The organism is Vibrio atypicus (assembly GCF_009811315.1).
Lineage (GTDB): Bacteria > Pseudomonadota > Gammaproteobacteria > Enterobacterales > Vibrionaceae > Vibrio > Vibrio atypicus.
This window is the reverse complement of the sequence record NZ_BLID01000006.1, coordinates 94,454-119,330: the sequence shown is the minus strand read 5'-3', so window position 1 is coordinate 119,330 and position 24,877 is coordinate 94,454. Positions and strand designations below refer to the sequence as shown.

Genomic DNA, 24,877 nt, shown 5'->3' with positions numbered 1-24,877 from the left:
GTTAAACCTCTGCCATATCACCGTTAGATTGCAACCAAGCTCGGCGGTCATCCGCACGCTTCTTGCCTAGCAACATATCCATCATTTCCATGGTCTGCTCATTGTCATCAATGGTTAACTGAACCAGACGACGAGTATTTGGATCCATGGTTGTTTCACGCAGCTGTAGCGGGTTCATCTCACCCAGACCTTTGAATCGCTGCACGTTGATTTTGGCTTTCTTCTTCGATAGGCGCTCTAAGATGCCCTCTTTCTCATCGTCATCTAAGGCATAGAAAACTTCTTTGCCACAATCGATACGATATAGAGGAGGCATTGCAACATAGATATGACCCGCTTCCACAAGAGCTCGGAAATGGCGAGTAAATAGAGCACACAGCAGCGTTGCTATATGAAGACCATCCGAGTCCGCATCGGCAAGGATACAGATTTTACCGTAGCGTAGACCATTGAGATCATCGTTGTCAGGATCAATACCAAGCGCAACCGAGATGTCGTGTACTTCTTGAGACGCTAATACCTGATCAGCCGAAACTTCCCACGTATTAAGAATTTTACCGCGCAGTGGCATCACCGCTTGGAATTCACGATCACGAGCTTGTTTCGCAGAGCCGCCCGCCGAGTCACCCTCGACAAAGAAGATTTCAGTGCGATTAAGATCTTGTACAGAACAGTCGGTTAGTTTACCTGGCAGTGCAGGGCCTGAGGCAACCTTCTTACGCACCACTTTTTTACTTGCGCGCATACGACGATGAGCGTTAGCAATACAGACTTCTGCCAACTGCTCAGCAAGTTGAGGTTTTTCGTTCAGCCATAAACTAAAGGCATCTTTTACCACGCCAGATACAAAAGCTGCGGTTTGACGAGAAGATAGGCGCTCTTTAGTTTGACCTGCAAACTGAGGGTCTTGCATCTTAACGGACAAAACGTAAGAGCAGCGATCGAAGATATCGTCACCGGTTAACTTAACACCACGTGGTAGCAAGTTACGGAATTCGCAGAACTCACGCATCGCATCCAATAGGCCTTGGCGCAGACCATTAACGTGTGTACCACCTTGTTTGGTTGGTACCAAGTTAACGTAGCTCTCGGTGATCATCTCGCCGCCTTCTGGCTGCCAAATCACAGCCCAAGTCGCCATTTCTGTTTCCGCGGTGAATTCACCGATATAAGGTTCTTCCGGCAGGACCTCATAGCCTTTAACGCCTTCAGCCAGATAATCTTTAAGACCGTCTTCGTAGAACCACTTGTGTTCTTCGTTGTTGACCTTATCGCTAAAGGTAATCTCTAAGCCTGGGCAAAGTACCGCTTTCGCACGTAAGTTGTTTACCAAGCGCAATGCGGAGAATTTGTAGCTATCGAAGTATTTAGCATCTGGCCAGAAGTGAACTGACGTACCTGTATTACGGTGACCACATGTGCCTGTTACCGTCAATTCTGTTACAGCATTACCGCTTTCAAACGCAATTTCATGAATTTCGCCGCCACGTCTTACCGTAACTTCAACACGTTTGGACAGGGCATTTACAACCGAAATACCTACACCGTGTAAACCACCAGAAAACTTGTAGTTGTCGTTAGAGAACTTACCACCAGCGTGTAGCTTGGTCATAATAAGTTCAACACCCGAGATACCTTTCTCAGGGTGAATATCAACCGGCATGCCTCGACCATCATCGATCACTTCAAGTGATTGGTCAGCATGGAGAATGACTTTTATCTTCTTTGCATGGCCCGCGAGCGCTTCATCAACCGAGTTATCAATTACCTCTTGGGCGAGGTGGTTCGGGCGCTCCGTTTCGGTATACATACCAGGGCGATGTCGTACTGGGTCAAGACCTTCGAGGACAGAGAGGTCTTTCGCATTATATTGTTCAGTCATAATACGGGATATCTTTATAAAGAATAAATGAGTAGCTAAGCAGGCGGGTGAATGTGCTTTCTAATAATTCGATTAAAAAATCGCGAAAACGAACAAACTCTAATCGCTTTGCATTCTGCTCAACACAGGAGAAACATAGTCTGGAAGAGACGTTATGATGTCAAGCGAGATAAGTAAGTAACAGGTAAATTTATGACTCTACGCTCAATGAGGGTCACATAAGTTAAAGTTGTAGAAATTTGATGATTTGTTCAGGATAACGCTCAAAGTCGATAAAACTATGATCGCCGTCTGGCTCAACCGTCTGTTTTGCGCCGTTAAATTTACTTACCGCTTGACGATAATCGAGCACCTCGTCGCCCTCTTGCTGCAATAACCAAAATTCACTTGGCTCACGAATCGTTGGCGTATCGAGTGCTTTTAATTCATCAATGTGCTTATCTTCGAGTATATAGCGTTCATTGGTATACGGGTTTACTTGCTCACCTAAGTAATCCACCAGCAATTCATATGGTTTGATTGCCGGATTGACCACCACAGCCCTAAAACCAAACTGCTGGTTGAGCCACATCGACATATATCCGCCAAGTGAGCTGCCGACTAAGGCAATACGATAATCAGATTGGTACTGAGCAACAATCTCGAGCAACAACTCACTCGCTTGCTCTGGAAAGCATGGCAACTTCGGTACCACAACTTTGATATCCGAGCGGTGTTGCTCGCAATACTCACGCATGACATTGGCCTTGTGAGAAAGCGGTGAGCTGTTAAAGCCATGAATATAAAGAAGTAGTGAGGGTTTCATAACCGACCTTAATAGCCTGCTGAGTTAAAATCAGGTTGGAAGCTGCCAATGGGAAGGCGTTTAACTACCGTCTCAAGGTTTCCGCTGGCTTCAAGCGTCAACTCACGCCAACCAGGAGAAAGCGTATCTAAAGCAAAATCATCGGAGTTAGGCTTAAACTGAACACAAGTAGAAGGTGTTGCCATTACGCGAACGCCTTTGTGCAGAACATTCATATCTTGGTGAACATGCCCACATAGCACAGCTTTGACATTACTGTGCTTTTCTACCACTTGCCAAAAATCTTGTGCATCTTTCAAAGTATGCTGATCAAGCCAAGCACTACCAACTAAAATCGGGTGATGATGAAGTAAAACAAGGGTATGACGATCTGAATGCTGCGCGAGTTTCTCATCCAGTAACTCTAACTGCTGATCACTAAGACGGCCATGAGGCACACTCACGACTTGTGAATCAAGCAAGATCATTTGCCAATGTTCACCCAATAAAACGTGTTCCACTTGCTGAATTTGATCGGATGGAATGACCGTCGACATATTGGGTTTATAGTCGTGATTTCCAGGTAACCAGTAACAAGGCTTTTCCAAAGGTGCAATGCCTTGCTCAAAACGCTGGTAAGAGGCTTCACTATGATCTTGCGAGATATCACCGGTCGCTAAAAGTGCATCATAAACGCACTCTTGCTCGATGACTGCATCTACAACCGCTTTAAAACTCTCTCCGGTGTTTACACTTAGCAAACCACCATCCGTTGCTTCAAACAGGTGAGTGTCAGTAATTTGGAGCAGTCTTATGCTGCCATCTGATGAACTTGACGTTACTTTCAAAATTACAAACCTAAATATTGATCGGCGTCCGGCTAATACCATGCCGTAGACAAAACGTTAACCAATCTCCCAAGAAACGATTCAATTGTGCTTTTTCATCCTGTTGAACCATTTTGTCGTTGGGGTAGTCATAGCGAGCATTTATGCGTTTCAAATGTTCACATTGAGATACTTCTGCTACGCGAGCATCGTGGTAGAGCCTGACAGACATTTTTGGCAATGGAAATACCGGAACGTCATCACTTTGACAAATATCGACCAAAGTTGTGTACTTTGTGACTTCGCCCACTTGAATTTGATACGTCATGTTAGCAGCTTGATAGCAACGAACCTCTCCTACACTCGCATTGATAGGAATGAGAGCGTTGAGCTTGGCATAATTTGTTTCGTATGTGCGCATCAGTTCAGCTAAATCAACATGATACGGCTTTTTCATTGCTACTTGTGCCATTCGCTTCTTAAACGTTGGTAATTGAGCTGTAACCATTGTAAAGCAATGATAGAAGCTCCATTTTCAAATTTTCCATTCAGTACCCATTCATAAGCCTCCACCCGGCTAATGACGTGAACTTTAATGTCTTCACCTTCATAGTCTAAACCATGAACGCCCTGTGCGGTTGATGCATCGACTTTTCCGACATACACATCCAGCATTTCTGAGCAGCCACCAGAAGAAGGATAATAAGAAGTCACTTTTTCTAAATTAGCGACTTCGATACCAGCCTCTTCAACAGCTTCACGTCTAACGACGTCTTCAGCGGTTTCACCACTATCAATGATGCCAGCAACGATTTCCATCTGCCACGGTGAAGCATGTTCAAGTGCACCCACTCGAATCTGCTCGATAATCACCACCTGATCGGTCACAGGATCATACGGCAACATCGCAGCAGCATGACCACGTTCAAACATTTCTCTTTCTATAGGCTGACTCCAACCGCCTTCAAACAACTTATGTCGAAAGCGATACTTAATCATGCTGAAGAAACCTTTGAAAAGTGTCTCTTTTGAGATTATTTCCACATCTTGGGGAGTAAACTCACCTTGTGGTTTGTCAGATGGTTGCATTTGGCACCTCGCTGAGTGAATCTTATAGTTTACTCAGACAAAAGCTTAACTTCCAAGGATATGGCTCAACTTTTTATATAATTTTTATATTAATAGTTAAATTGAGTAATTAAATATATTGCACAGTCGGACAGTTAAGTGTAAAAAAATGCAAAGTTTTGCACGAATTCACATCAGTATGGGGTAAACTCTTGAACAGTAACCCTTTTCATATATTGGCAGGAATAGGACCTATGAAGAAACTGCTTCCACTATTTATCAGTGCAGCATTAGGCAGCATGAGTACCAACGCTTTTGCTGACACACTCGCTGAGATCTACAATCAAGCGAAAGAAAATGATCCAACACTATTGAGTGCCGCAGCGCAGCGTGATGCCGCTTTCGAAGCCGTAACTTCTAGCCGCTCTAGTCTATTGCCACAAATCACCTTAAATGCTGGCTACAACATTAACCGTAGTGATGTAGATTCTCGTGATAGCGATAAGCTCACGGCAGGTATTAACTTCTCGCAAGAGCTTTACCAACGTTCGAGCTGGTTAACACTTGATGTCTCTGAGAAAAGCGCTCGTCAAGCTGATGCTTCTTATGCAGCGGCTCAACAGGCTTTAATCTTACGAGTATCACAAGCTTACTTTGATGTGCTTCGCGCTCAAGATAACCTAGTCTTTGTTCAAGCTGAAAAAGCGGCTGTTGGTCGTCAACTAGAACAGACAAAACAGCGTTTTGAAGTAGGTCTATCTGCAATCACTGACGTACACGATGCGCAAGCACAATATGATGCAGTACTGGCAGATGAAGTTCTTGCAGAGAACAGCCTAATCAACAGCTACGAAGGTCTACGTGAGATTACAGGTCAAGAGCACGCTTCTCTAGACGTGTTAGATACTAAACGTTTCTCAGCGACTCGTACTCAAACGCCAATTAACCAATTAATTGAAGAAGCGCAGCAGCAAAACTTAAGCCTACTATCAGCTCGTATTGCTCAAGACGTAGCGAAAGACCAAATCTCACTGGCAAGTTCTGGTCACCTACCATCGCTAACTCTTGATGGTGGCTATAACTATGGTGACGAGCGTAACAGCAACAACTTCTCTGAAGGCGATGCTTCTGACTTTAGTGTTGGTGTTAACCTAGCAGTACCGCTTTACACAGGTGGTAACATCAGTTCGCAAACTAAGCAGGCTGAATACAGCTATGTTGCTGCAAGCCAAGATCTTGAAGCTCAATACCGTAGCGTTGTGAAAGATGTTCGCGCATTTAATAACAACATCAGTGCTTCAATCGGTGCACTACGTGCTTACGAGCAAACGGTAGTGTCAGCAGAATCAGCACTTGAAGCCACAGAAGCTGGTTTTGATGTAGGTACTCGTACCATCGTTGATGTTCTTGATTCAACACGTCGTCTATATGATGCAAACAAGAACCTATCTAACGCGCGTTACGACTATATCCTAAGTGTTCTACAATTACGTCAAGCCGTAGGTACACTAAGCGAACAAGACATTATGGACATCAACGCAGGCCTTAAAACAGCCAAGAAATAAGTAAGATTGTTCCTAAAAAAATAGCTAACGTCACCGTTAGCTATTTTTTTTGTCTCGAGTTCATACTTAGGGTTAGTTTGTTTTAGTAAACCGTATCGATTTTAACATTTTTTTCGACCAACCAATCTTGCTGATTATTAATAGTTAGTTGCAAAGCCACATCAACAGGTTGCTCAGGGTCGATAGCAAACTGCCAAACAAACGCCACTTCCCATTGATTTTGATTGTGCGTACGCAGCTCTAAAAGATCACCGTCTATGACCCAGCTTTCATCACCCTGCTTAATTGAAATACTTTCTACATCAAGCTCTGCAGGTAGTGCTTTGTCCGATTCAAGGTACAATGCGCCATGTAAGTTGCTCTCTTGCACTTCACCAATTGTTGGCATCTTATTGATCCAAAGATTGCTCTTAAGCTCCACGGTTGCCTGCTCCACCGTAATTTGATTCGGTTGTTCCCACACAACAGGTTGAGTTGCACACCCAACCAGTAATGCTGCACCTAGCGATAACAATGCCACTTTTTTCATCATCTTACCCTTGCTGTTTCGTTTGCTGCTGCTCTAACCACTCTTTTAGTATCTGTATATCATACTGATACTCATTTTTCATTTCTTCCACCCAATCATCAATGTTCTCCCACCAAGCTGGAAGATCCGGTGATTGTGCTTTTTGCGCGACACTTTGTATGTGCTTCAAACCTATAGAACCTGCCGCACCTTTGATTTTATGCGCTTCAGAAACAATGCCTTCTTGATGCTTAGCCGTCATATTAGAATCTAATAACTGCAGGTAACCTGGCATCATCTCTTCAAACATTGTGATGCTATCCAACACCGGTGCTGTACCAACAATACCTACATACGATTCCAACATATCTAAATCAAGCAGCCGAGCATAAATCTCCCCCCCCTCTTGAGTATCAGATGACGGCTTGCTGATAGGCGCTGCTGATGGCTGCAACGGTTCGTCCGAAGTGAACTTGGCAATAACATTATGTACATCGGTAACTGAGAGCGGCTTGCTGATCGCATCATCCATGCCCTTCTCAAGGTATTCAGCTTTGTTATTCAAAACATTTGCAGTCAAAGCCACCAGCGGAGGTAAGTCTTTGTAAGTCCGGCGATAAAAATCTGCCACATCAAAACCTGTCATATCAGGTAATTGAATATCTAAGAAAGCTAGGTCATAAATCTCTGGATCAAACATTTCAATCGCATCTTGACCTGTCATCGCAACAGACACTTCGTGCCCCATACTTTCAAGTAGCGAACGTGCGACCGTAATATTTAGCTCTATGTCCTCAACCATAAAGATATTCAGTTCTTTCTGAGATGTCGGCTCAACTTCTAGCTGTGGTTGCTCTTCGCTTAGTGGAACTCGAATCGTCACAGTAAAGGTACTGCCAAAGCCCTCTTCGCTGCTCACGGTAATATCGCCATCCATCATATTGATCAGTTGCTTAGATACCGCCAAACCGATACCGGTACCAACGGCATGCAGATTGTCTTTGCCTGACTTAACTTGATAGTACATGGCAAAAATCTTATCGAGCTCCCCTTCAGGGATACCGATACCACTGTCTTCCACTTCCATAGTGATATTGGCGTAACTCTCTTCAACTTCGGCGCTGACGGTCATCACTACCCCGCCTTCTTTGGTGAACTTCATCGCATTACTCACCAAGTTCCAAAGCACCTGACGTAGACGAGTTGCATCAACTTCAATAGATGATGGTAGTGAACTCAAACGCTCTAGGTCAAAACGAAGCCCTTTTTGTGATGCCATCAATGCAGAGATACTCTCCATCTCAGCGACAAAGTTTTCAAAATTTAGCGCGGACGGATAAAGCTCAAGCTTACGACGATCAAATTTATCCATATCAATAATGTCGTTGAAGATATTACCTAAGGTGATCGCACTGACGTTGATTGTCTGCATGTGGCTGCGCTGTTCGTCGGTCATCTGCGTATCGAGTAGCATACGACTCAAGCCAACAATACCGTTCAGCGGTGTTCTCAACTCATGGCTAATCGTTGAGATAAAAGTGGTTTTATCCCGACTGGCTTTTTCAAGTGACTCTTCATGACGTTTTCGCTCAGTAATATCACGACCAAAGCCAACCAAACCTAGATGTCGGCCATCTTTACTATAGAAAGGCACTTTGCGCAGTTCAAAGTAGTTCTTATGCCCATCTGGATACTCTAACCATTGTTCATAGGTCAGCGCTTGGTTGTCAGCAAAGACGCGTTCGTCGGTATCAACAATTTGCTGTGCGACTTCTTTACTGTAAACATCCCAAGGAGTTAGGCCCACTAACTGGCTCTCTTTTTTACCAGTCAACTCTTCCATCGCACGGTTACAACCAGAGAAAACACCGTCGGCATTTCGGTAGTAAATCAAATCAGGAGAAGCATCGATAAATGAACGAAGCAGCGCGGTACGTTCAGCCAGCTCAAGCTGAGTTCGCTCACGTTGATAAACCTCATTCTCTAAGTCTTTCATCGCTTCTTCACGGGCCTCTTCAGCTTTAATCCGCTCTTCGATCTCTTGATTTAACTTAGAAATATTTTGCTGGAGTTTATTGTTCAACTCTTGGTCACGAGAACGCATGTCTTTCAGTTTAGAGACCAATTTAGATAAGCGTTGGCGTGACTCTTCCAGTTGATCAACAACGACGGATAAAAAGTAAACGGCCCAAGGGGTGATCAATAAGCCAAAGAAGACGGAGCGAACAATATCAATATCATCGACATGGCCACTTAGTACCAGAGTGATACCAACTTGAACGACAACTGCTAACGCAACAAGGGCTAAAGCAAGAAGGATGGAAAATCGTAAAATGCCCAGCTTAACAAGCAGATCGACATAGTATTGAGCGAGGTTTTTTATCGGCTTCATTGAGAGCTCCGAAAGGAAATAAGAGGTAACATCAACCTAAACAATAGCTTGGATGAACACCTTCAATATTACCTGTTTTCCCTAATGACAGCGAAAAGAATCCTAAACGTTATCGAGTTAATTTTCTGATGTGTGATGTACACAAGTTTGATTGCGCCCAGTCGCTTTTGCTTGATACAAAGCGCTGTCAGCTAACGCCACAATGGTATCACTTTGATCTAGCGGTCTTGGCGTTAAAGAAGCCAAACCAATACTGGCAGTGACGACATCAGAGACTCCCGATTTCTCATGAGTTAAGGCAAGCTTGGCTACACCCTGATGAATACGCTCAGCAACTTTCTTCGCTCCCTCAACTGTTGTGTTGGGAAGAATAAAACCAAACTCTTCACCACCATAACGCGCAACACAATCACTTGAACGTGGCAGTACACTTCTAAATACCTTAGCAACTTGTACCAAAGCATCGTCGCCACGCTGATGGCCATAAAAGTCGTTAAAGCCTTTAAAATAATCGATATCACATAACATAACAGTCAATGGCTTTTGCTCTCGACAGTGCAGGTGCCATAACGTCTCTAACTGCTCGTCGAAGCGACGGCGATTGGAGATCTGAGTTAAGCTGTCAATGAAGCTAAGACGCTCGAGTTCTTGGTTGGCTTCTTCCAACTTCTGCTCAGCCAAATAACGTTCGGATACATCACGAGCCATGATCAGCACACCATTGGTTCCAGATGCAGGATCCCTGAATGGCGACTTCACTACGTCATACCATGTAAAATCACCATTACTACTGATCACACGATCAATGTAACGTAATGATTTACCTTCATATAAGACCTTTTTATCGGTTTCAGATAGACGTGAATAAGAATCCATAGGGATCACATCTTGCAGCCTTTTACCGATCAATTCATCTACTTCAGAGATTCCCAAAGCTTTCACAAATGGCTTGTTACACGCTTGGTAGACCATATTTTCATTGAAGATTCCGATGGAGTCAGGGCTTGAAACCAAAATGTTCTGCAAGATAGTATCCCTTTGTGCTAAGGCAACTTCGGTATCTTTACGTCTGTCCATTTCATCACGTAAGTTGCGCTGCATGTTATGCCAGTCGGTCACGTCATGACTGATCCCAAGCGATCCAATCTTACTTCCCTCTGCTGAAAGCAAAACAGTTTGGTGGGTTTCCAACAGGCAGCTGCGACCATCAGGGGTAATAGTCCAGCGCCGTTTGCTCGCTCGCCCCTGAATTGTCCCTTCAATATCCGCAGCGCCTTCTTCAAATCTATCTTGCCAAAAGCGTTGAAAAGCACGGTTGGCTGACACGATCTCTCCGTGATTGTCTTTAATGAAGACTAACTCTGACAGGTTATCAAATGCGCTTTTATAGATTCTAAGAGACTGCATCTCTTGCTGAAATTCTGCCGGAGTACTCTGGTGGGGATTAAGGTAGACCAACCAAACGATTCGACCACGATAAAGGCTTTTACGTCCGGTAACATCCAATTGAATAGAGCAATTTTGCGAAACGCGCCATTCAAATGTAAAAGATTGAGGGGACTCCGATTCCAGTTGATTGATTAAGGTTTCGCGTAGTGAATGACTAAATGCTTGAGGAAGAAGATAGGCCTTACCGACTTTGCGCACTCCGAGCCACTGCTTCGCCATTGAGTTAGCCAGCAGTAGCTCGTTGTTCTTTATATCAATCATCAATGACGCAATCGGAGTATCTTGTAGCAACTGTTCTAGGTGGCGCTGAAAACGTGAATAAATGCGGAAAGCAGCCAACACAAACAATAGGATGACTACCAGATCAAAACCATGTCCATGTGAGGTATCCCACAACCATACGAGTAGCTGCTCCATCTATTCACTCAATCTCAAATATTATTATCAGTTATAAGAATACTAAGATATCAGCTTATAGACAGTTATTCTGCCTTTATTAATGGTTTTGAATATATAAACGGTTGATTTAATAGTGAGCCTTGAGCGCCTTCACGATTTAATGCTCGACCGATTTCCGTCATGGCTAACCAACGGTTTTCACACCACAAAGGCGACAATAAGGTAGGACGTCGCGCCGCAGAAGACACGCGGTGATAAACCACTTCAGGAGGCGTCATTCGAATCAAATGACTCGCAGTCTCGACATACTCTTCTAGCTCAGGCGCTTCAAGTTTACCGGCCTTCCACGCTTTCGCCATTGTGCTACCTTCAACGATATGCAAACCATGCAATTTGATGCCATCAGTACCAACATCAATCACTTTTTGCATCGTGAGAATATTGTCGTCGCGCGTCTCTTTTGGCAAACCAACAATCAAGTGGGTGCAAACTTTGATACCCAGAGCTCGCGCTCGTTGAGTGATCTCCGCATAACATTCAAAATCATGACCACGGTTAATTCGCTTAAGAGTTTGATTATTGGCTGTTTGTAAACCTAACTCTAGCCAGATCTCATAACCTTGCTTTACGTAGTCGGCCAACAAATCCAAAACCGCGTCAGGCACACAATCAGGTCTTGTTCCCACACATAAACCGACAATATCCGCCGCTTTCAACGCTTCTTCGTACATATTTTTCAATACTTGCACTTCTGCGTAAGTACTGGTGTATGCCTGAAAGTAAGCTAAATAACGTTTTGCGCGATTGATTTCACCAGCGCGATCAATCAATTGATCATGGATACTTTTGACCTGCGCTTCTTCATCAGCAAATGACGCAACATTACAAAAGGTACAGCCACCGCGACCAATCGTGCCATCTCTGTTTGGGCAACTAAATCCACCATGCAAAGTCAACTTATGCACTTTTTCGCCATAGCGTCGTTGTAAATCTTGCCCAATGGTATTGACCAATTCGTGTAGCTGCATGCTGCCCTCAAATGCAAATGGATATCATTAAGATTAATGTAATTAAATTACAGAAATGAAAAAAATCGAGGGAGAAATGTATCCGTTTTAAACGTGCGATTGATTAAGCAAAGTCAATAAACATGCAAAAAGAACGTGCCTCAAGCAAAATGTTAAGCAAAAGTTAAACATAAACTCCATTTAAACGACGAAAAAATTGCGCAACAAGCTCGAGTTTTGATTGCATTTCGACCTAAGTAAATTGTAGGATACTTACAGTTTTTGCGTATTTTTGTATTTTTTATTACAGCTAAAATCGTTTAAACGTCGGTGTTTTCCTACCCCCACCTATATAATTCACTAGATAGTGAAATAAAAAAAACGGATTTCACCAAGGATTGTTTTTCTCGCAATATTTTTCCTGCGAGATACGGAATGGAATCAAAGCCACCAACCTAGGTCGGCTTCGAATCATAAAAATAAAGGACAGGACGTAGAAACTAGTTTCGACTAGCCCAATTGCGCCTATTTGAACTGGAAGGATGTATCCATGGTAGATAGAGAGCAAAGATCACAAGGTCTATATACTCCAGAACTGGAGCACGACGCTTGTGGTATCGGTTTTGTTGCTCACCTAAAAAACCGCAAATCGCACGACGTAGTAACTCAAGCACTTGATATGCTTGCCCGCATGGAACACCGTGGTGGTCAAGGCTGTGACCCATGTTCTGGTGACGGTGCTGGTATCTTGCTGCAAAAACCTCATGAATTTCTTTTGGAAGAATCGGTAAAGCTTGGCCTTAAGCTACCTTCTTTTGAAAAATACGGCGTGGGTGTTGTGTTGTTCCCTAAAGATGAACACAAACGCGCACAGTGTCGTGATATTTTAGAACGCAATGCGAAACGCCTTGATCTAGAAGTGATTGGCTACCGCGTACTGCCAACCGATAACTCAATGATCGGTGCTGACCCACTTAGTACAGAGCCTCAATTTGAGCATGTGTTTGTTACTGGCGGCCCTGGTACCACACCAGAAGAGCTAGAGCGCAAACTGTACGTTCTGCGTAACTACACAGTTCGCGTATGTCTAGAAAGCGTGTCGAACATTGGTGATGACTTTTACATCAACTCAATGTCGTACAAAACCTTGGTGTACAAAGGCCAGCTAACAACTGAGCAAGTACCTCAATACTTCCTAGATCTACAAAACCCAACGATGGTTACCGCGCTTGCGCTGGTTCACTCTCGTTTCTCTACCAATACATTCCCACGCTGGCGTCTAGCTCAACCATTCCGTTACATCGCGCACAACGGCGAGATCAACACGGTTCGTGGTAACTTGAACTGGATGAAAGCACGTGAAGCGATCATTGAATCTGACTTGTTTACTCAAGCAGAGATCGACATGCTTCTTCCAATTTGTCAGGAAGGCAGCTCGGATTCATCTAACTTCGATATGGCACTTGAGCTCCTAGTTCTTTCTGGTCGTAGCCTGCCACATGCTCTGATGATGATGATCCCTGAAGCATGGCAAGAAAACAAAAACATGGACCCAACTCGTCGCGCGTTCTATCAGTACCACGCGAATGTGATGGAACCTTGGGATGGCCCTGCATCAGTATGTTTTACTGATGGTGTTCAAGTAGGTGCAACACTTGACCGTAATGGTCTACGCCCTTCTCGCTACACAGTGACTAAAGATGACTTCCTAGTGATGGCTTCTGAGTCTGGCGTGGTTGAAATTGAACCTGAGAACGTTGAGTTCCGCGGTCGTCTTCAACCAGGTCGTATTTTCGTTGCTGACCTAGAGCAAGGCCGCATCATTTCAGATGAAGAAGTGAAAGATGGTATTGCTAATGCACAGCCATACGAACAGTGGGTTAAAGATAACCTTCTGAGCCTGAATAAACTGCCAGATGCGAGCAATGAATTCAGCCAACCATCACCTGAGAAACTTCTGCACAAGCAGCAATCTTTTGGTGTGAGCTCAGAAGAAGTGAACGAAATCATTCTACCTCTAGCGAAAACTGGCTATGAGCCACTTTCAGCTATGGGTGCCGACTGGCCGCTAGCGATTCTATCGCACCAATCTCAGCACCTTTCAAACTACTTCAAGCAGTTATTTGCTCAGGTAACCAACCCGCCGATCGACCCGATCCGTGAGCGTATGGTGATGTCTCTGAATACTTACCTAGGTAAGGACCAGAACCTACTGGCTGAAACACCAGAGCACTGTCAAAAAGTGGAACTTGAATCGCCAGTTCTTTCTAACTCTGAACTAGAAAAACTGCGCGCAATTGATAACGAACACCTTCAAGCGAAAACGCTAGATATCGTATTCCAAGCGAATGAAGACGAAGGCAAGCTTGAACGTGCCCTTAAGCGCATCTGCCAATACGCAGAAGACGCTGTTGTTGATGGTTACTCAATCATTCTTCTTACAGACCGAGCGGTTAACTCTAACCACGCTGCGATTCCTGCAATGCTTGCGGTTGGCGCGGTTCACCACCACTTGATCCGCAAGGGTCTACGTGCGAAGTGTGACATTGTGGTTGAAACAGGTGATGCACGTGAGACGCACCACTTTGCGACTCTAGTCGGTTACGGCGCTAATGCAGTTAACCCATACTTAGTGATTGAGACAATTGTTGAGCTACAACGCACGAAGAAACTAGATCCAAACGTATCGACCAAAGAGTACTTCGATAACTACCGTAAAGGTGTTAACGGCGGCCTATTGAAGATCTTCTCTAAAATGGGCATCTCAACGCTACAGTCTTACCACGGCGCACAGATCTTCGAAGCTCTAGGTATCAGTAAATCTGTGGTTGATAAATACTTCACAGGTACCGTTTCCCGCATTGAAGGCCTTACCATTGACGACATCGCTAAAGAAGTGCTTGTCCGTCACCGCGTAGGTTACCCGACACGTGAAATTCCAGTTCAAGTTCTTGATGTGGGCGGTGTTTACCAATGGAAACAGCGTGGTGAAAAACACCTATTCAACCCTGAAACCATTTCTCTTCTTCAAGAGTCGACGCGCAATAAAGATTACGCTCAGTTTAAGAAGTACGCGAAAGCCGTTGATGACCAAGGCGATAACGCGGCAACACTACGTAGCCAGTTAGACTTTGTTAAGAATCCAGCAGGTTCAATCCCACTTGAAGAAGTCGAGCCAATCGAAAGCATTCTTAAGCGTTTCGCAACAGGTGCAATGTCGTTTGGTTCGATCTCTTACGAGGCGCACTCAACGCTAGCAGTTGCTATGAACCGCATTGGCGCGAAATCGAACTCGGGTGAAGGTGGTGAAGATCCAGCTCGTTTCGAACGCAAAGAAAACGGAGACTGGGAACGCTCTGCAATCAAGCAGGTTGCTTCTGGCCGCTTTGGTGTAACGTCTTACTACCTAACTAACTCTGATGAAATTCAGATCAAAATGGCTCAAGGCGCGAAGCCAGGTGAAGGTGGTCAACTACCAGGTGATAAAGTGGATGACTGGATCGGTGCAACGCGTCACTCGACTCCGGGCGTTGGTCTCATCTCTCCACCACCACACCACGATATCTACTCAATCGAAGATTTGGCTCAGCTAATCTACGATTTGAAGAACGCAAACCGTGCTGGCCGCGTTAACGTGAAGCTAGTATCGGAAGCGGGTGTTGGTACCATCGCTTCAGGTGTTGCGAAAGCGAAAGCTGACGTTGTACTGATTGCTGGTTTTGATGGCGGTACAGGTGCATCACCAATGTCTTCAATCCGTCACACGGGTCTGCCTTGGGAGCTTGGTCTAGCTGAAACACACCAAACTCTACTAAAGAATGGCCTACGTAACCGTATCGTGGTTCAGTCTGATGGTCAGATGAAAACTCCGCGTGACCTAGCAGTAGCAACACTGCTTGGCGCTGAAGAATGGGGCGTAGCAACTGCAGCACTTGTTGTTGAAGGTTGTATCATGATGCGTAAGTGTCATAAAAATACCTGTCCAGTTGGTATCGCAACGCAAAACAAAACGCTACGTGAGCGCTTTGATGGCCGCGTAGAAGACGTTGTGACATTCTTCCAATACATGGCAGAAGGTCTACGTGAAGTGATGGCTGAGCTAGGTTTCCGTACTATCGATGAGATGGTAGGTCAATCTCACAAACTAAAAGTTCGTGAAGATATCGGCCACTGGAAATACAAGAACCTAGACCTAACTCCTGTTCTTCACATTGAACAAGCTCGTGAAGAAGATGGTGTTTACAACCAAACAGAGCAAAACCACAACCTAGAAGAGGTTCTGGATCGTAAGTTGATTCAAGCGGCTATTCCAGCGCTTGAGAAAGGTGAAGCAGTAAACGCTGAATTCCCTATTATCAACACAGACCGCTCTGCAGGTACCATGCTGTCGAACGAAATCTCTAAGGTTTACAAAGACCAAGGTCTGCCGCAACCAATGAACGTTAAGTTCAACGGTAGTGCAGGTCAGTCATTCGGTGCTTTCCTTGCTAAGGGCGTGAAGTTCGAAGTGGAAGGTGATGCGAACGACTACTGGGGTAAAGGTTTATCTGGCGGTACGCTAGTGCTCTACCCTGATGCTAAATCCTCTATCGTTGCTGAAGACAACATTGTTGTAGGTAACGTTTGTTTCTACGGTGCAACCTCTGGTGAATCTTTCATCCGCGGTATGGCTGGTGAACGTTTCTGTGTTCGTAACTCTGGGGCAAAAGTCGTTGTTGAAGGTGTTGGTGACCACGGTTGTGAGTACATGACGGGCGGCGCAGCTATCATCCTTGGCTCTACAGGTCGTAACTTTGCCGCAGGTATGAGTGGTGGTGTTGCTTACGTTTGGGATAAAGCCGGTGATTTCGAAACTAAGCTTAACCCAGAACTGGTCGACCTAGACCCAATCGAGCAAGAAGATAAAGATCTTCTACTAGATATGCTAACCAAGCATGTTCAATTCACAGGAAGTGAAGTTGCCCAATCTTTCTTAGACAACTTTGAAGCAAGCCTAACCTCATTGGTTAAGGTTATGCCGCGTGATTACAAAGCGGTTCTTCAAAAACGTAAAGCAGAAGCTGAGCAAGCACAAACGGAAGAAGTGGAGGCAGTATAATGGGTAAGCCTACTGGATTTTTAGAACATGGTCGTGAGCTTCCTAAGAAGCTCGACCCTTCGGTTCGTATCGAAGACAACAAAGAGTTCGTCCTTAACGAAGAGTTTGGTGACAAGATTAATACTCAGGCTTCTCGTTGTATGGACTGTGGTGTTCCTTTCTGTCACAGCGGTTGTCCGATTGGTAACATCATCCCTGAGTTTAACGATGCCGTATATCGTGATAGCTGGGAAGAGGCTTGGAACATTCTAAGCTCTACCAACAACTTCCCAGAGTTTACTGGTCGTGTCTGCCCTTCTCCTTGTGAAAGCGCATGTGTTCTTGGGATCAACCAAGATCCAATCACTATCTGTAACATTGAGAAGACTATCGTCGAAACTGCGTACCGAGAAGGGTACGCAAAACCAAAAACACCACGTTCTCGTACTGGAAAAACTGTAGCTATCATCGGCTCGGGACCAGCTGGCTTAGCCGCAGCTGAGCAGCTAAACAGTGCTGGACACTCAGTCACTGTCTTTGAGCGCGATGAGAAAGTCGGTGGCCTACTACGTTTTGGTATCCCAGATTTCAAACTGGGTATGGATGTGATTGATCGTAAGGTCAACCTAATGGCAGAAGCCGGTGTTGAGTTTAAAGTGAATCAACACATTGGTGTAGACGTAAATGCTCAGCAACTTCGCCAAGAGTTTGATGTTGTGCTGCTGACAGGAGGCTCAACAGTTCCTCGCGACTTACCAGTTCCTGGTCGCAAACTGAAAGGTGTTCACTTCGCAATGGAATTCCTTGGTCAAAACAACCGCCGTGCCAATGGCATGGATCTGAAAGGTGAAGAAATTCACGCGAAAGGTAAACATGTTGTGGTTATCGGTGGTGGTGATACAGGTTCTGACTGTGTGGGTACGTCCAACCGCCATAAAGCAGCAAGCGTAACTCAAGTAGAGATCATGCCGATTCCGCCAGAGAAACGTCCTGCTAATATGCCTTGGCCTCAATACCCAATGATCATGAAAACAACCACTTCACACGAGGAGGGCTGTGATCGCCATTGGAATATTTTGACCAAAGAGTTTATCGGTAACGACAAGGGTGAAGTAACGGGTTTACGTATTGCTGATATCGTTTGGCAAGATGCAAAACCAGGTGAGCGTCCTGGATTTGAAGAAGTAGCAAACTCGGAGCGTGTTATTCCATGTGACATGGCATTCCTAGCGATGGGCTTCCTACACCCAGAACCAACAGGTGTACTTGCTCAACTGGACATCAAACTGGATGATCGCGGTAACGTCGCGACTGAAGGTTTTGCAACTAACCAAAAAGGCGTTTTCGCTGCAGGTGATATGCGTACAGGTCAATCTTTGGTGGTACGCTGTATCAACGAAGGCCGCGAGTGCGCAATCTCTATTGACCAATACCTAATGGGTGGCTCCAACCTAGAAGCCAAAGCTGACTCTCTAATGTTATCAGCTTAGCCCTTTAACTCTAGGATCTAGCTTGATTGCATAGATCCTAGAGGATTGTAGATAAACAATCATTCCTTCCAAACTTTCCTAGTTGACCAGCACTTTGTGCTGGTCTTTTTTATTTCCCTAGCACCCTTTTGTTGCAAAATTGTAACAATTAAAAATATAAGCATCTGAATAATAAAGAGTATTGCAGCGTATTCAGTGGTAAATCGCATCTTGGCGTGATTTTCTACCAAGAACTTGACCTTTTTTATAATAAGCTATACGTTGTGAAGTCGATGAAAATGAATTTATCTAAATTTGTTAACTGTTCTAAGTAACTTTAGTGAATATTTATACGAATTATAACAATTAGAACGCATAGTTAGTCATACATACCAACCCTTTTGATGTTGGTAGTTCTGTCTAAAATGACAGAGAAGCAAAGGGAGAATTGCAATGGCTCTTTATGATCCAAGTCTTGAAAAAGATAACTGTGGATTTGGCTTGATTGCACACATGGAAGGTGAAACAAGCCACAAATTAGTCCGTACTGCCATTTCGGCACTGGATAGAATGACTCACCGTGGCGGTATCGCTGCCGACGGAAAAACCGGTGATGGTTGTGGCCTTTTACTGCAAAAACCGGACTCATATCTGCGTTTAATCGCCGAAGAAAATGGCTTTAAACTTGGCAAACAATATGCTGTAGGCATGGTGTTTTTCAGCCAAAATCCAGTTAATGCTCAAATAGCAAAAGAGATCATTAACAAAGAACTGGCTCAAGAAACATTAACCGTTGCAGGCTGGCGAGATGTACCGGTCAACCCTGCAGTGCTTGGTCCGATTGCAGCAGATTCATTACCGAATATTCAACAAGTCTTCATTTCTGCACCGGCTGGATGGCGCGAACGTGACATCGAACGCCGCCTCTATATCGCTCGCCGACGCATTGAGAAACAGATCACCGAAGACAAAGAGTTCTACATTTGTAGCCTCTCGACACAGGTTATGGTCTACAAAGGCCTTTGTATGCCTGCCGACTTACCAAGGTTTTATTTGGACTTAGCGGACCTGCGCATGGAGTCTGCTATCTGCTTGTTCCACCAGCGTTTTTCTACAAACACTCAACCAAGATGGCCACTGGCACAACCGTTCCGTTACTTAGCGCATAATGGTGAAATCAATACCATTGAGGGCAACCGTCAGTGGGCAAGAGCGCGCGCTTATAAGTTCTCATCACCTTTATTACCCGACCTACACAGTGCAGCGCCATTCGTTAATGAAACTGGCTCAGACTCTTCAAGTTTAGACAATATGTTGGATCTGTTCTTAGCGGGTGGCATGGATATCTTCCGTGCGATGCGCATGCTTGTTCCACCTGCATGGCAAAACCACCCAGACATGGATGCTGATCTACGCGCATTTTATGACTTCAACTCCAAACACATGGAACCGTGGGATGGTCCTGCGGGGATCGTCTTGTCCGATGGTCGATATGCCGCTTGTAACTTAGATCGAAATGGTCTTCGCCCTGCACGTTATGTTATTACCAAAGACAAGCTAATCACCCTTGCTTCTGAAGTCGGAATTTGGGATTACGCGCCAGATGAAGTCGCAGAAAAAGGTCGTGTTGGGCCTGGTGAACTGCTCGTTGTCGATACACGCCGCGGTAAATTATGGCAATCAAGCGAGATCGATAATGATCTTAAAGGACGTCACCCATATCGTGAGTGGATGGAAAACAACGTCCACAAACTGACGCCATTCTCAGACTTATCTGATGATCAAGTTGGTGAGCGTAATTTCGATGACAATCTGCTTAAGACCTATCAAAAGCAGTATGCAATGAGTAATGAAGAAGTCGACCAAGTGCTAAGAGTTCTGGGCGATATGGGCCAAGAAGCTGTCGGTTCCATGGGGGATGATACTCCAATGGCGGTCCTCTCATCGAAAGAACGCCTAGTCACAGACTACTTCCGCCAGAAGTTTGCTCAGGTCACCAACCCTCCGATTGACCCACTGCGTGAAAAGCATGTAATGTCACTCGCGACCAGTGTTGGTCAAGAGATGAACGTCTTTTGTGAAACCGATGGTCACGCTCATCGAGTCACCTTCGACTCGCCTGTACTGCTCTACTCTGACATGCAGCAGTTGCTTGAGCTTAACGATGATCACTACCGTAACACCATTTTAGACATCAACTACGATCCTGCTGAGAAAGATCTGAAACAAGCACTGAGCGATCTTTGTGATCAAGCTGAGCAAGTCGTGCGCGAAGGTACGGTACTTGTCATTCTGTCTGATCGCCCATTGGTCAAAGGCAAACTGCCTATTCCAGCAGCCATGGCCGTTGGTGCCGTTCAATCTCGATTGATTAAAGCTAACCTTCGCTGTGATGCCAACATCATTGCTGAAACGGCAACTGTCCGTGACCCACACCAGTTTGCCGTTTTACTCGGCTTTGGTGCGACTGCGGTTTACCCATACTTGGCTTACGAAGCGCTAGGTAAGATGATCGACGATGGTGGCTTAGAGAAAAGCTACCGCGAAGTGATGCAAAACTACCAATACGGCATCAATAAGGGTCTGTACAAGATCATGTCGAAAATGGGTATCTCAACCGTTGCATCATACCGATGTTCACAGCTGTTCGAAGCAGTCGGCCTAAACCAAGAGGTCGTTGAGCTCTGCTTCAAGGGGGTAACAACTCGCATCCAAGGTGCGAACTTCGAAGACTTCCAACAAGATCTATTTAATTTGTCTCGCAAAGCATGGGCAAAACGTAAATCGATTGAGCATGGCGGCCTGCTTAAATATGTCCACGGTGGTGAATATCACGCTTATAACCCAGATGTGGTCGGCACCTTGCAACAAGCGGTCAAATCTGGTGATGCGTCTGACTATAAAAGCTTCGCTAAGCAAGTGAATGAACGCCCAGTGGCAATGCTGCGCGATCTGTTAAAGCTCAAAAAGTCAGAGAAACCACTGCCGCTTGAAGCCATCGAACCGAATACCGAACTCTACAAACGATTTGATTCTGCAGCAATGTCGATTGGTGCTCTGAGTCCAGAAGCACACGAAGCACTAGCAACCGCGATGAACCGTTTAGGAGGCCACTCTAATTCTGGCGAAGGTGGCGAAGATCCACGTAGATTTGGAACCGAGCGTAACTCACGCATCAAACAAATTGCATCAGGTCGTTTTGGTGTCACACCACACTACCTCACCAATGCGGATGTTCTTCAGATCAAAGTCGCGCAAGGTGCTAAGCCGGGTGAAGGCGGACAGCTTCCAGGGCACAAAGTAACGGCAGAAATCGCTAAACTTCGTTACTCAGTGCAAGGAGTGACGTTAATTTCCCCTCCACCACATCACGATATTTATTCAATTGAAGATCTAGCTCAGCTCATTTTCGATTTAAAACAGGTCAACCCGAAAGCATTAGTATCGGTGAAACTTGTTTCCGAGCCAGGAGTTGGCACGATTGCAACGGGTGTTGCTAAAGCATATGCCGATTTAATTACCATCTCTGGTTATGATGGCGGCACCGCTGCGAGCCCACTAACATCAGTGAAATACGCTGGTAGCCCATGGGAACTTGGCCTAGCGGAAACGCAACAAGCATTGGTTGCTAATGGACTCCGTCATAAGATTCGTCTGCAAGTCGATGGTGGCTTAAAGACTGGACTAGACGTTGTCAAAGCGGCAATTCTCGGTGCTGAAAGCTTTGGTTTTGGTACAGCGCCTATGGTTGCTATGGGTTGTAAGTTCTTACGTATCTGTCACTTAAATAACTGTGCGACTGGTGTTGCCACTCAAGATGACACGTTACGCAAAGAGTACTTTAAAGGCCTGCCAGAAATGGTGATGAACTACTTTGTTGGCCTGGCCGATGAAGTACGTGAATTGCTTGCTGAACTGGGTGTTGAAAAGCTGACTGATTTGATTGGTCGCACTGATTTACTCGAAACCGTCGAAGGCATGACAGCCAAACAGAGCAAACTTGATCTTTCAGGTATTCTTGAAGCGCCCGTTTCTCCACAAGGTCACCCTGTTTATTGGACTGAGCCAAACGCTCCATTCGATAAAGCAGAGCTGAACCAAAAGATTTTTGATGATGCCCTCAGCGCCATCGAAGCGAAGCAATCTGCAGATTTCTTCTACAACGTAATCAATACCGACCGCTCTATTGGTGCGCGCATATCAGGTGAAATAGCTAAACGCTATGGGAACCAAGGCATGGCAGCCTCACCAATCAAATTGCACTTAGACGGTACTGCAGGCCAATCCTTCGGTGTTTGGAATGCCGGTGGCGTAGAGCTTTACCTCACGGGTGATGCGAACGACTACGTCGGCAAAGGCATGGCAGGCGGCAAGATCAGCATCAAACCTCACCAAGGTACGGCCTTCACTTGTAACGATGCGACCATCATCGGCAACACCTGTCTCTACGGAGCAACTGGCGGTAAATTATTTGCAGCCGGAACCGCAGGCGAGCGATTTGGCGTTCGTAACTCCGGCACCATTGCTGTTATTGAAGGCGCAGGCGACAACGCTTGTGAATACATGACAGGCGGTATTGTCGCGATTCTCGGTGCGACAGGCGTTAACTTTGGTGCGGGTATGACCGGAGGCTTTGCTTACGTCTTAGATCAAAATGAAGACTTCCAAGGTCGCGTCAATCAAGAGTCGGTTGAAGCTGTTGCTCTGTCTGATCTCTACATTCACCAGGAACACTTGCGTGGTTTGATTGCTGAGCACTTAGAAGAGACCGGTTCAGTTCACGCCGAGAATATCTTAGCGAACTTTGACGAATGGATTCCGAAGTTCTATCTGGTGAAACCTCAAGCGGCAGATTTGAATACTCTGCTTGGCCACCAAAGTCGTAGCGCAGCAGAACTACGCGTTCAAGCCCAGTAAATCATGGAGGATGTTTGAATCATGAGCCAGAACGTATACCAATTTATCGACGTACAACGTGTAGATCCTGCGAAGAAACCAGTTAAAATTCGTAAGATTGAATTCGTTGAAATCTATGAGCCTTTTACTAAGCAGCAAGCAACCGCTCAAGCAGATCGCTGCCTAGATTGTGGTAACCCATATTGTGAATGGAAGTGCCCTGTACACAACTACATCCCTCAATGGTTAAAGTTAGCCAACGAAGGGCGCATAATAGAAGCAGTTGAGCTTTCTCACCAAACCAATAGCTTGCCTGAAGTATGTGGCCGAGTCTGTCCACAGGACCGTCTATGTGAAGGTTCTTGTACCCTCAATGAGGATTTTGGTGCCGTCACTATCGGTAATATCGAAAAGTACATTACCGACAAAGCGTTTGAAATGGGTTGGAAGCCAGACATGTCAAACGTTGAGTGGACAGATAAAAAAGTCGCGATTATTGGTGCAGGTCCTGCAGGCCTCGCCGCAGCCGATATTTTAGTTCGCAACGGTGTTAAACCCGTTGTGTTTGACCGCTATCCTGAAATTGGCGGCCTACTCACCTTCGGTATCCCTTCCTTCAAATTAGAGAAAGGCGTAATGGAAAATCGTCGCCGCGTCTTTAGTGATATGGGTGTTGAGTTTCGCCTCAACGTTGAAGTTGGCAAAGATGTTCAGATGCAAGAGTTAGTCGATGAATACGACTCTGTATTTTTAGGTGTCGGCACTTATAAATCGATGCGTGCCGGTCTTGCCAATGAAGATGCCCCAGGCGTGTATGATGCGTTGCCATTTCTTATTTCTAACACTTACAAAGTGATGGATCTAAAAGATAATAAACCCTTCATCGATATGGCAGGCAAAAAAGTCGTGGTACTTGGTGGTGGTGACACCGCAATGGACTGTGTACGAACCTCTATTCGTCAAGGCGCTAGCAATGTTATCTGTGCGTACCGCCGTGATGAAGCCAACATGCCAGGCTCTCGTCGTGAAGTGAAAAATGCCAAAGAGGAAGGTGTGAACTTTAAGTTTAACTTGCAGCCTTTAGGTGTTGAAGTCGATGCATCAGGTAACGTGAGTGGCGTGAAAGTGGTTAAAACAGCGCTCGGAGAACCCGATGACGCTGGACGTCGCAGACCAGAACCAGTTGAAGGCAGCGAACATGTACTAGAAGCAGATGTAGTCATCATGGCCTTTGGTTTCCAACCGCATCAAATGTCTTGGTTAGAACCTTATGGCGTAGAACTGGATCAATGGGGGCGAATCAAAGCACCACAAAAGCAAGAGTTTATGTATCAAACCACTAATGAAAAGATCTTTGCTGGTGGTGATGCAGTGCGAGGCTCTGATCTTGTCGTAACGGCCATTGACGAAGGACGTAAAGCTGCTGAAGGTATCTTAGATTACCTCGACATCTAAAAAGCACGCATCTCACAAAAGGATTCAAAGATTGGATCCTTTTTTTATTTGAACCATATAATTGATTCTTATATTAGAACAACAAGATACTAGGAATTC

14 protein-coding genes are annotated in these 24,877 nt (G+C 45.3%); 5 read left to right on the top strand and 9 right to left on the bottom strand.

Annotation, left to right across the window (positions count from 1 at the left end; translation table 11 throughout):
• Position 1: 1 nt before the first annotated feature.
• From parE to nudF, 5 genes are all read right to left on the bottom strand, one after another.
• A complete protein-coding gene (gene parE, locus GVO60_RS13880; RefSeq protein ID WP_159655026.1) occupies positions 2-1,882 on the bottom strand; it encodes a DNA topoisomerase IV subunit B in 1,881 nt (626 codons plus the stop codon).
• Between the two features lie 223 nt (positions 1,883-2,105).
• A complete protein-coding gene (gene yqiA / locus GVO60_RS13875; protein ID WP_159655024.1) occupies positions 2,106-2,687 on the bottom strand; it encodes an esterase YqiA in 582 nt (193 codons plus the stop codon).
• A gap of 8 nt (positions 2,688-2,695) precedes the next feature.
• On the bottom strand, positions 2,696-3,514 hold the full coding sequence (gene cpdA, locus GVO60_RS13870) for a 3',5'-cyclic-AMP phosphodiesterase (RefSeq protein WP_159655022.1): 819 nt from the start codon (positions 3,512-3,514) through the stop codon (positions 2,696-2,698).
• Positions 3,515-3,524: 10 nt separating this feature from the next.
• Positions 3,525-3,965 carry a DUF1249 family protein gene (locus tag GVO60_RS13865; RefSeq protein ID WP_159655020.1) on the bottom strand — a complete coding sequence of 147 codons (441 nt, stop codon included), beginning with the start codon at positions 3,963-3,965 and terminating at the stop codon, positions 3,525-3,527.
• Positions 3,953-4,582 (bottom strand): ADP-ribose diphosphatase, encoded by a 630-nt coding sequence (nudF, locus tag GVO60_RS13860; protein ID WP_159655018.1) that lies wholly within the window; start codon positions 4,580-4,582, stop codon positions 3,953-3,955. The genes GVO60_RS13865 and nudF overlap by 13 nt, the downstream gene beginning before the upstream one ends.
• A gap of 233 nt (positions 4,583-4,815) precedes the next feature.
• Between nudF and tolC the strand changes: the two genes are divergently transcribed.
• Positions 4,816-6,126: an outer membrane channel protein TolC gene (gene tolC / locus GVO60_RS13855; protein ID WP_159655016.1), complete on the top strand. Its 1,311-nt coding sequence runs from the start codon at positions 4,816-4,818 to the stop codon at positions 6,124-6,126.
• Between the two features lie 82 nt (positions 6,127-6,208).
• On the opposite strand, the gene GVO60_RS13850 is transcribed toward tolC, so the two are convergent.
• The 4 genes from GVO60_RS13850 to mnmL all read right to left on the bottom strand — a co-directional run bounded on the left by GVO60_RS13850 (position 6,209) and on the right by mnmL (position 11,902).
• Positions 6,209-6,655, bottom strand: coding sequence for a hypothetical protein (locus GVO60_RS13850; protein WP_159655383.1), 447 nt, complete (start codon positions 6,653-6,655; stop codon positions 6,209-6,211).
• 4 nt (positions 6,656-6,659) lie between these two features.
• A complete protein-coding gene (arcB, locus tag GVO60_RS13845) occupies positions 6,660-9,026 on the bottom strand; it encodes an aerobic respiration two-component sensor histidine kinase ArcB (RefSeq protein ID WP_159655014.1) in 2,367 nt (788 codons plus the stop codon).
• A 117-nt stretch (positions 9,027-9,143) separates the two neighbouring features.
• The gene (locus GVO60_RS13840; protein WP_159655012.1) at positions 9,144-10,892 is read right to left on the bottom strand and encodes a GGDEF domain-containing protein; all 1,749 of its coding nucleotides are present in this window, start codon (positions 10,890-10,892) and stop codon (positions 9,144-9,146) included.
• 65 nt (positions 10,893-10,957) lie between these two features.
• Complete coding sequence (gene mnmL / locus GVO60_RS13835) at positions 10,958-11,902, bottom strand: tRNA modification radical SAM protein MnmL/YtqA (protein ID WP_159655010.1); 945 nt, start codon at positions 11,900-11,902, stop codon at positions 10,958-10,960.
• A gap of 529 nt (positions 11,903-12,431) precedes the next feature.
• Between mnmL and gltB (GVO60_RS13830) the strand changes: the two genes are divergently transcribed.
• The 4 genes from gltB (GVO60_RS13830) (at position 12,432) to GVO60_RS13815 (ending at position 24,778) form a co-directional block, all read left to right on the top strand.
• The gene (gene gltB, locus GVO60_RS13830; protein WP_159655008.1) at positions 12,432-16,979 is read left to right on the top strand and encodes a glutamate synthase large subunit; all 4,548 of its coding nucleotides are present in this window, start codon (positions 12,432-12,434) and stop codon (positions 16,977-16,979) included.
• Positions 16,979-18,448 (top strand): glutamate synthase subunit beta, encoded by a 1,470-nt coding sequence (locus GVO60_RS13825; RefSeq protein ID WP_159655006.1) that lies wholly within the window; start codon positions 16,979-16,981, stop codon positions 18,446-18,448. The genes gltB (GVO60_RS13830) and GVO60_RS13825 overlap by 1 nt, the downstream gene beginning before the upstream one ends.
• A 432-nt stretch (positions 18,449-18,880) precedes the next feature.
• Complete coding sequence (gene gltB, locus GVO60_RS13820) at positions 18,881-23,344, top strand: glutamate synthase large subunit (RefSeq protein ID WP_159655004.1); 4,464 nt, start codon at positions 18,881-18,883, stop codon at positions 23,342-23,344.
• A gap of 21 nt (positions 23,345-23,365) precedes the next feature.
• The gene (locus tag GVO60_RS13815; RefSeq protein WP_159655002.1) at positions 23,366-24,778 is read left to right on the top strand and encodes a glutamate synthase small subunit GltD family protein; all 1,413 of its coding nucleotides are present in this window, start codon (positions 23,366-23,368) and stop codon (positions 24,776-24,778) included.
• Positions 24,779-24,877 lie beyond the last annotated feature (99 nt).

Coding starts and splice junctions, on each gene's coding strand:
- tolC (WP_159655016.1), top strand. CDS start 4,816: ATGAAGAAACTGCTTCCACTATTTATCAGTGCAGCATTAGGCAGCATG.
- gltB (WP_159655004.1), top strand. CDS start 18,881: ATGGCTCTTTATGATCCAAGTCTTGAAAAAGATAACTGTGGATTTGGC.
- GVO60_RS13850 (WP_159655383.1), bottom strand. CDS start 6,655: ATGAAAAAAGTGGCATTGTTATCGCTAGGTGCAGCATTACTGGTTGGG.
- mnmL (WP_159655010.1), bottom strand. CDS start 11,902: ATGCAGCTACACGAATTGGTCAATACCATTGGGCAAGATTTACAACGA.
- GVO60_RS13815 (WP_159655002.1), top strand. CDS start 23,366: ATGAGCCAGAACGTATACCAATTTATCGACGTACAACGTGTAGATCCT.
- GVO60_RS13865 (WP_159655020.1), bottom strand. CDS start 3,965: ATGGCACAAGTAGCAATGAAAAAGCCGTATCATGTTGATTTAGCTGAA.
- GVO60_RS13825 (WP_159655006.1), top strand. CDS start 16,979: ATGGGTAAGCCTACTGGATTTTTAGAACATGGTCGTGAGCTTCCTAAG.
- nudF (WP_159655018.1), bottom strand. CDS start 4,582: ATGCAACCATCTGACAAACCACAAGGTGAGTTTACTCCCCAAGATGTG.
- parE (WP_159655026.1), bottom strand. CDS start 1,882: ATGACTGAACAATATAATGCGAAAGACCTCTCTGTCCTCGAAGGTCTT.
- arcB (WP_159655014.1), bottom strand. CDS start 9,026: ATGAAGCCGATAAAAAACCTCGCTCAATACTATGTCGATCTGCTTGTT.
- GVO60_RS13840 (WP_159655012.1), bottom strand. CDS start 10,892: ATGGAGCAGCTACTCGTATGGTTGTGGGATACCTCACATGGACATGGT.
- gltB (WP_159655008.1), top strand. CDS start 12,432: ATGGTAGATAGAGAGCAAAGATCACAAGGTCTATATACTCCAGAACTG.
- yqiA (WP_159655024.1), bottom strand. CDS start 2,687: ATGAAACCCTCACTACTTCTTTATATTCATGGCTTTAACAGCTCACCG.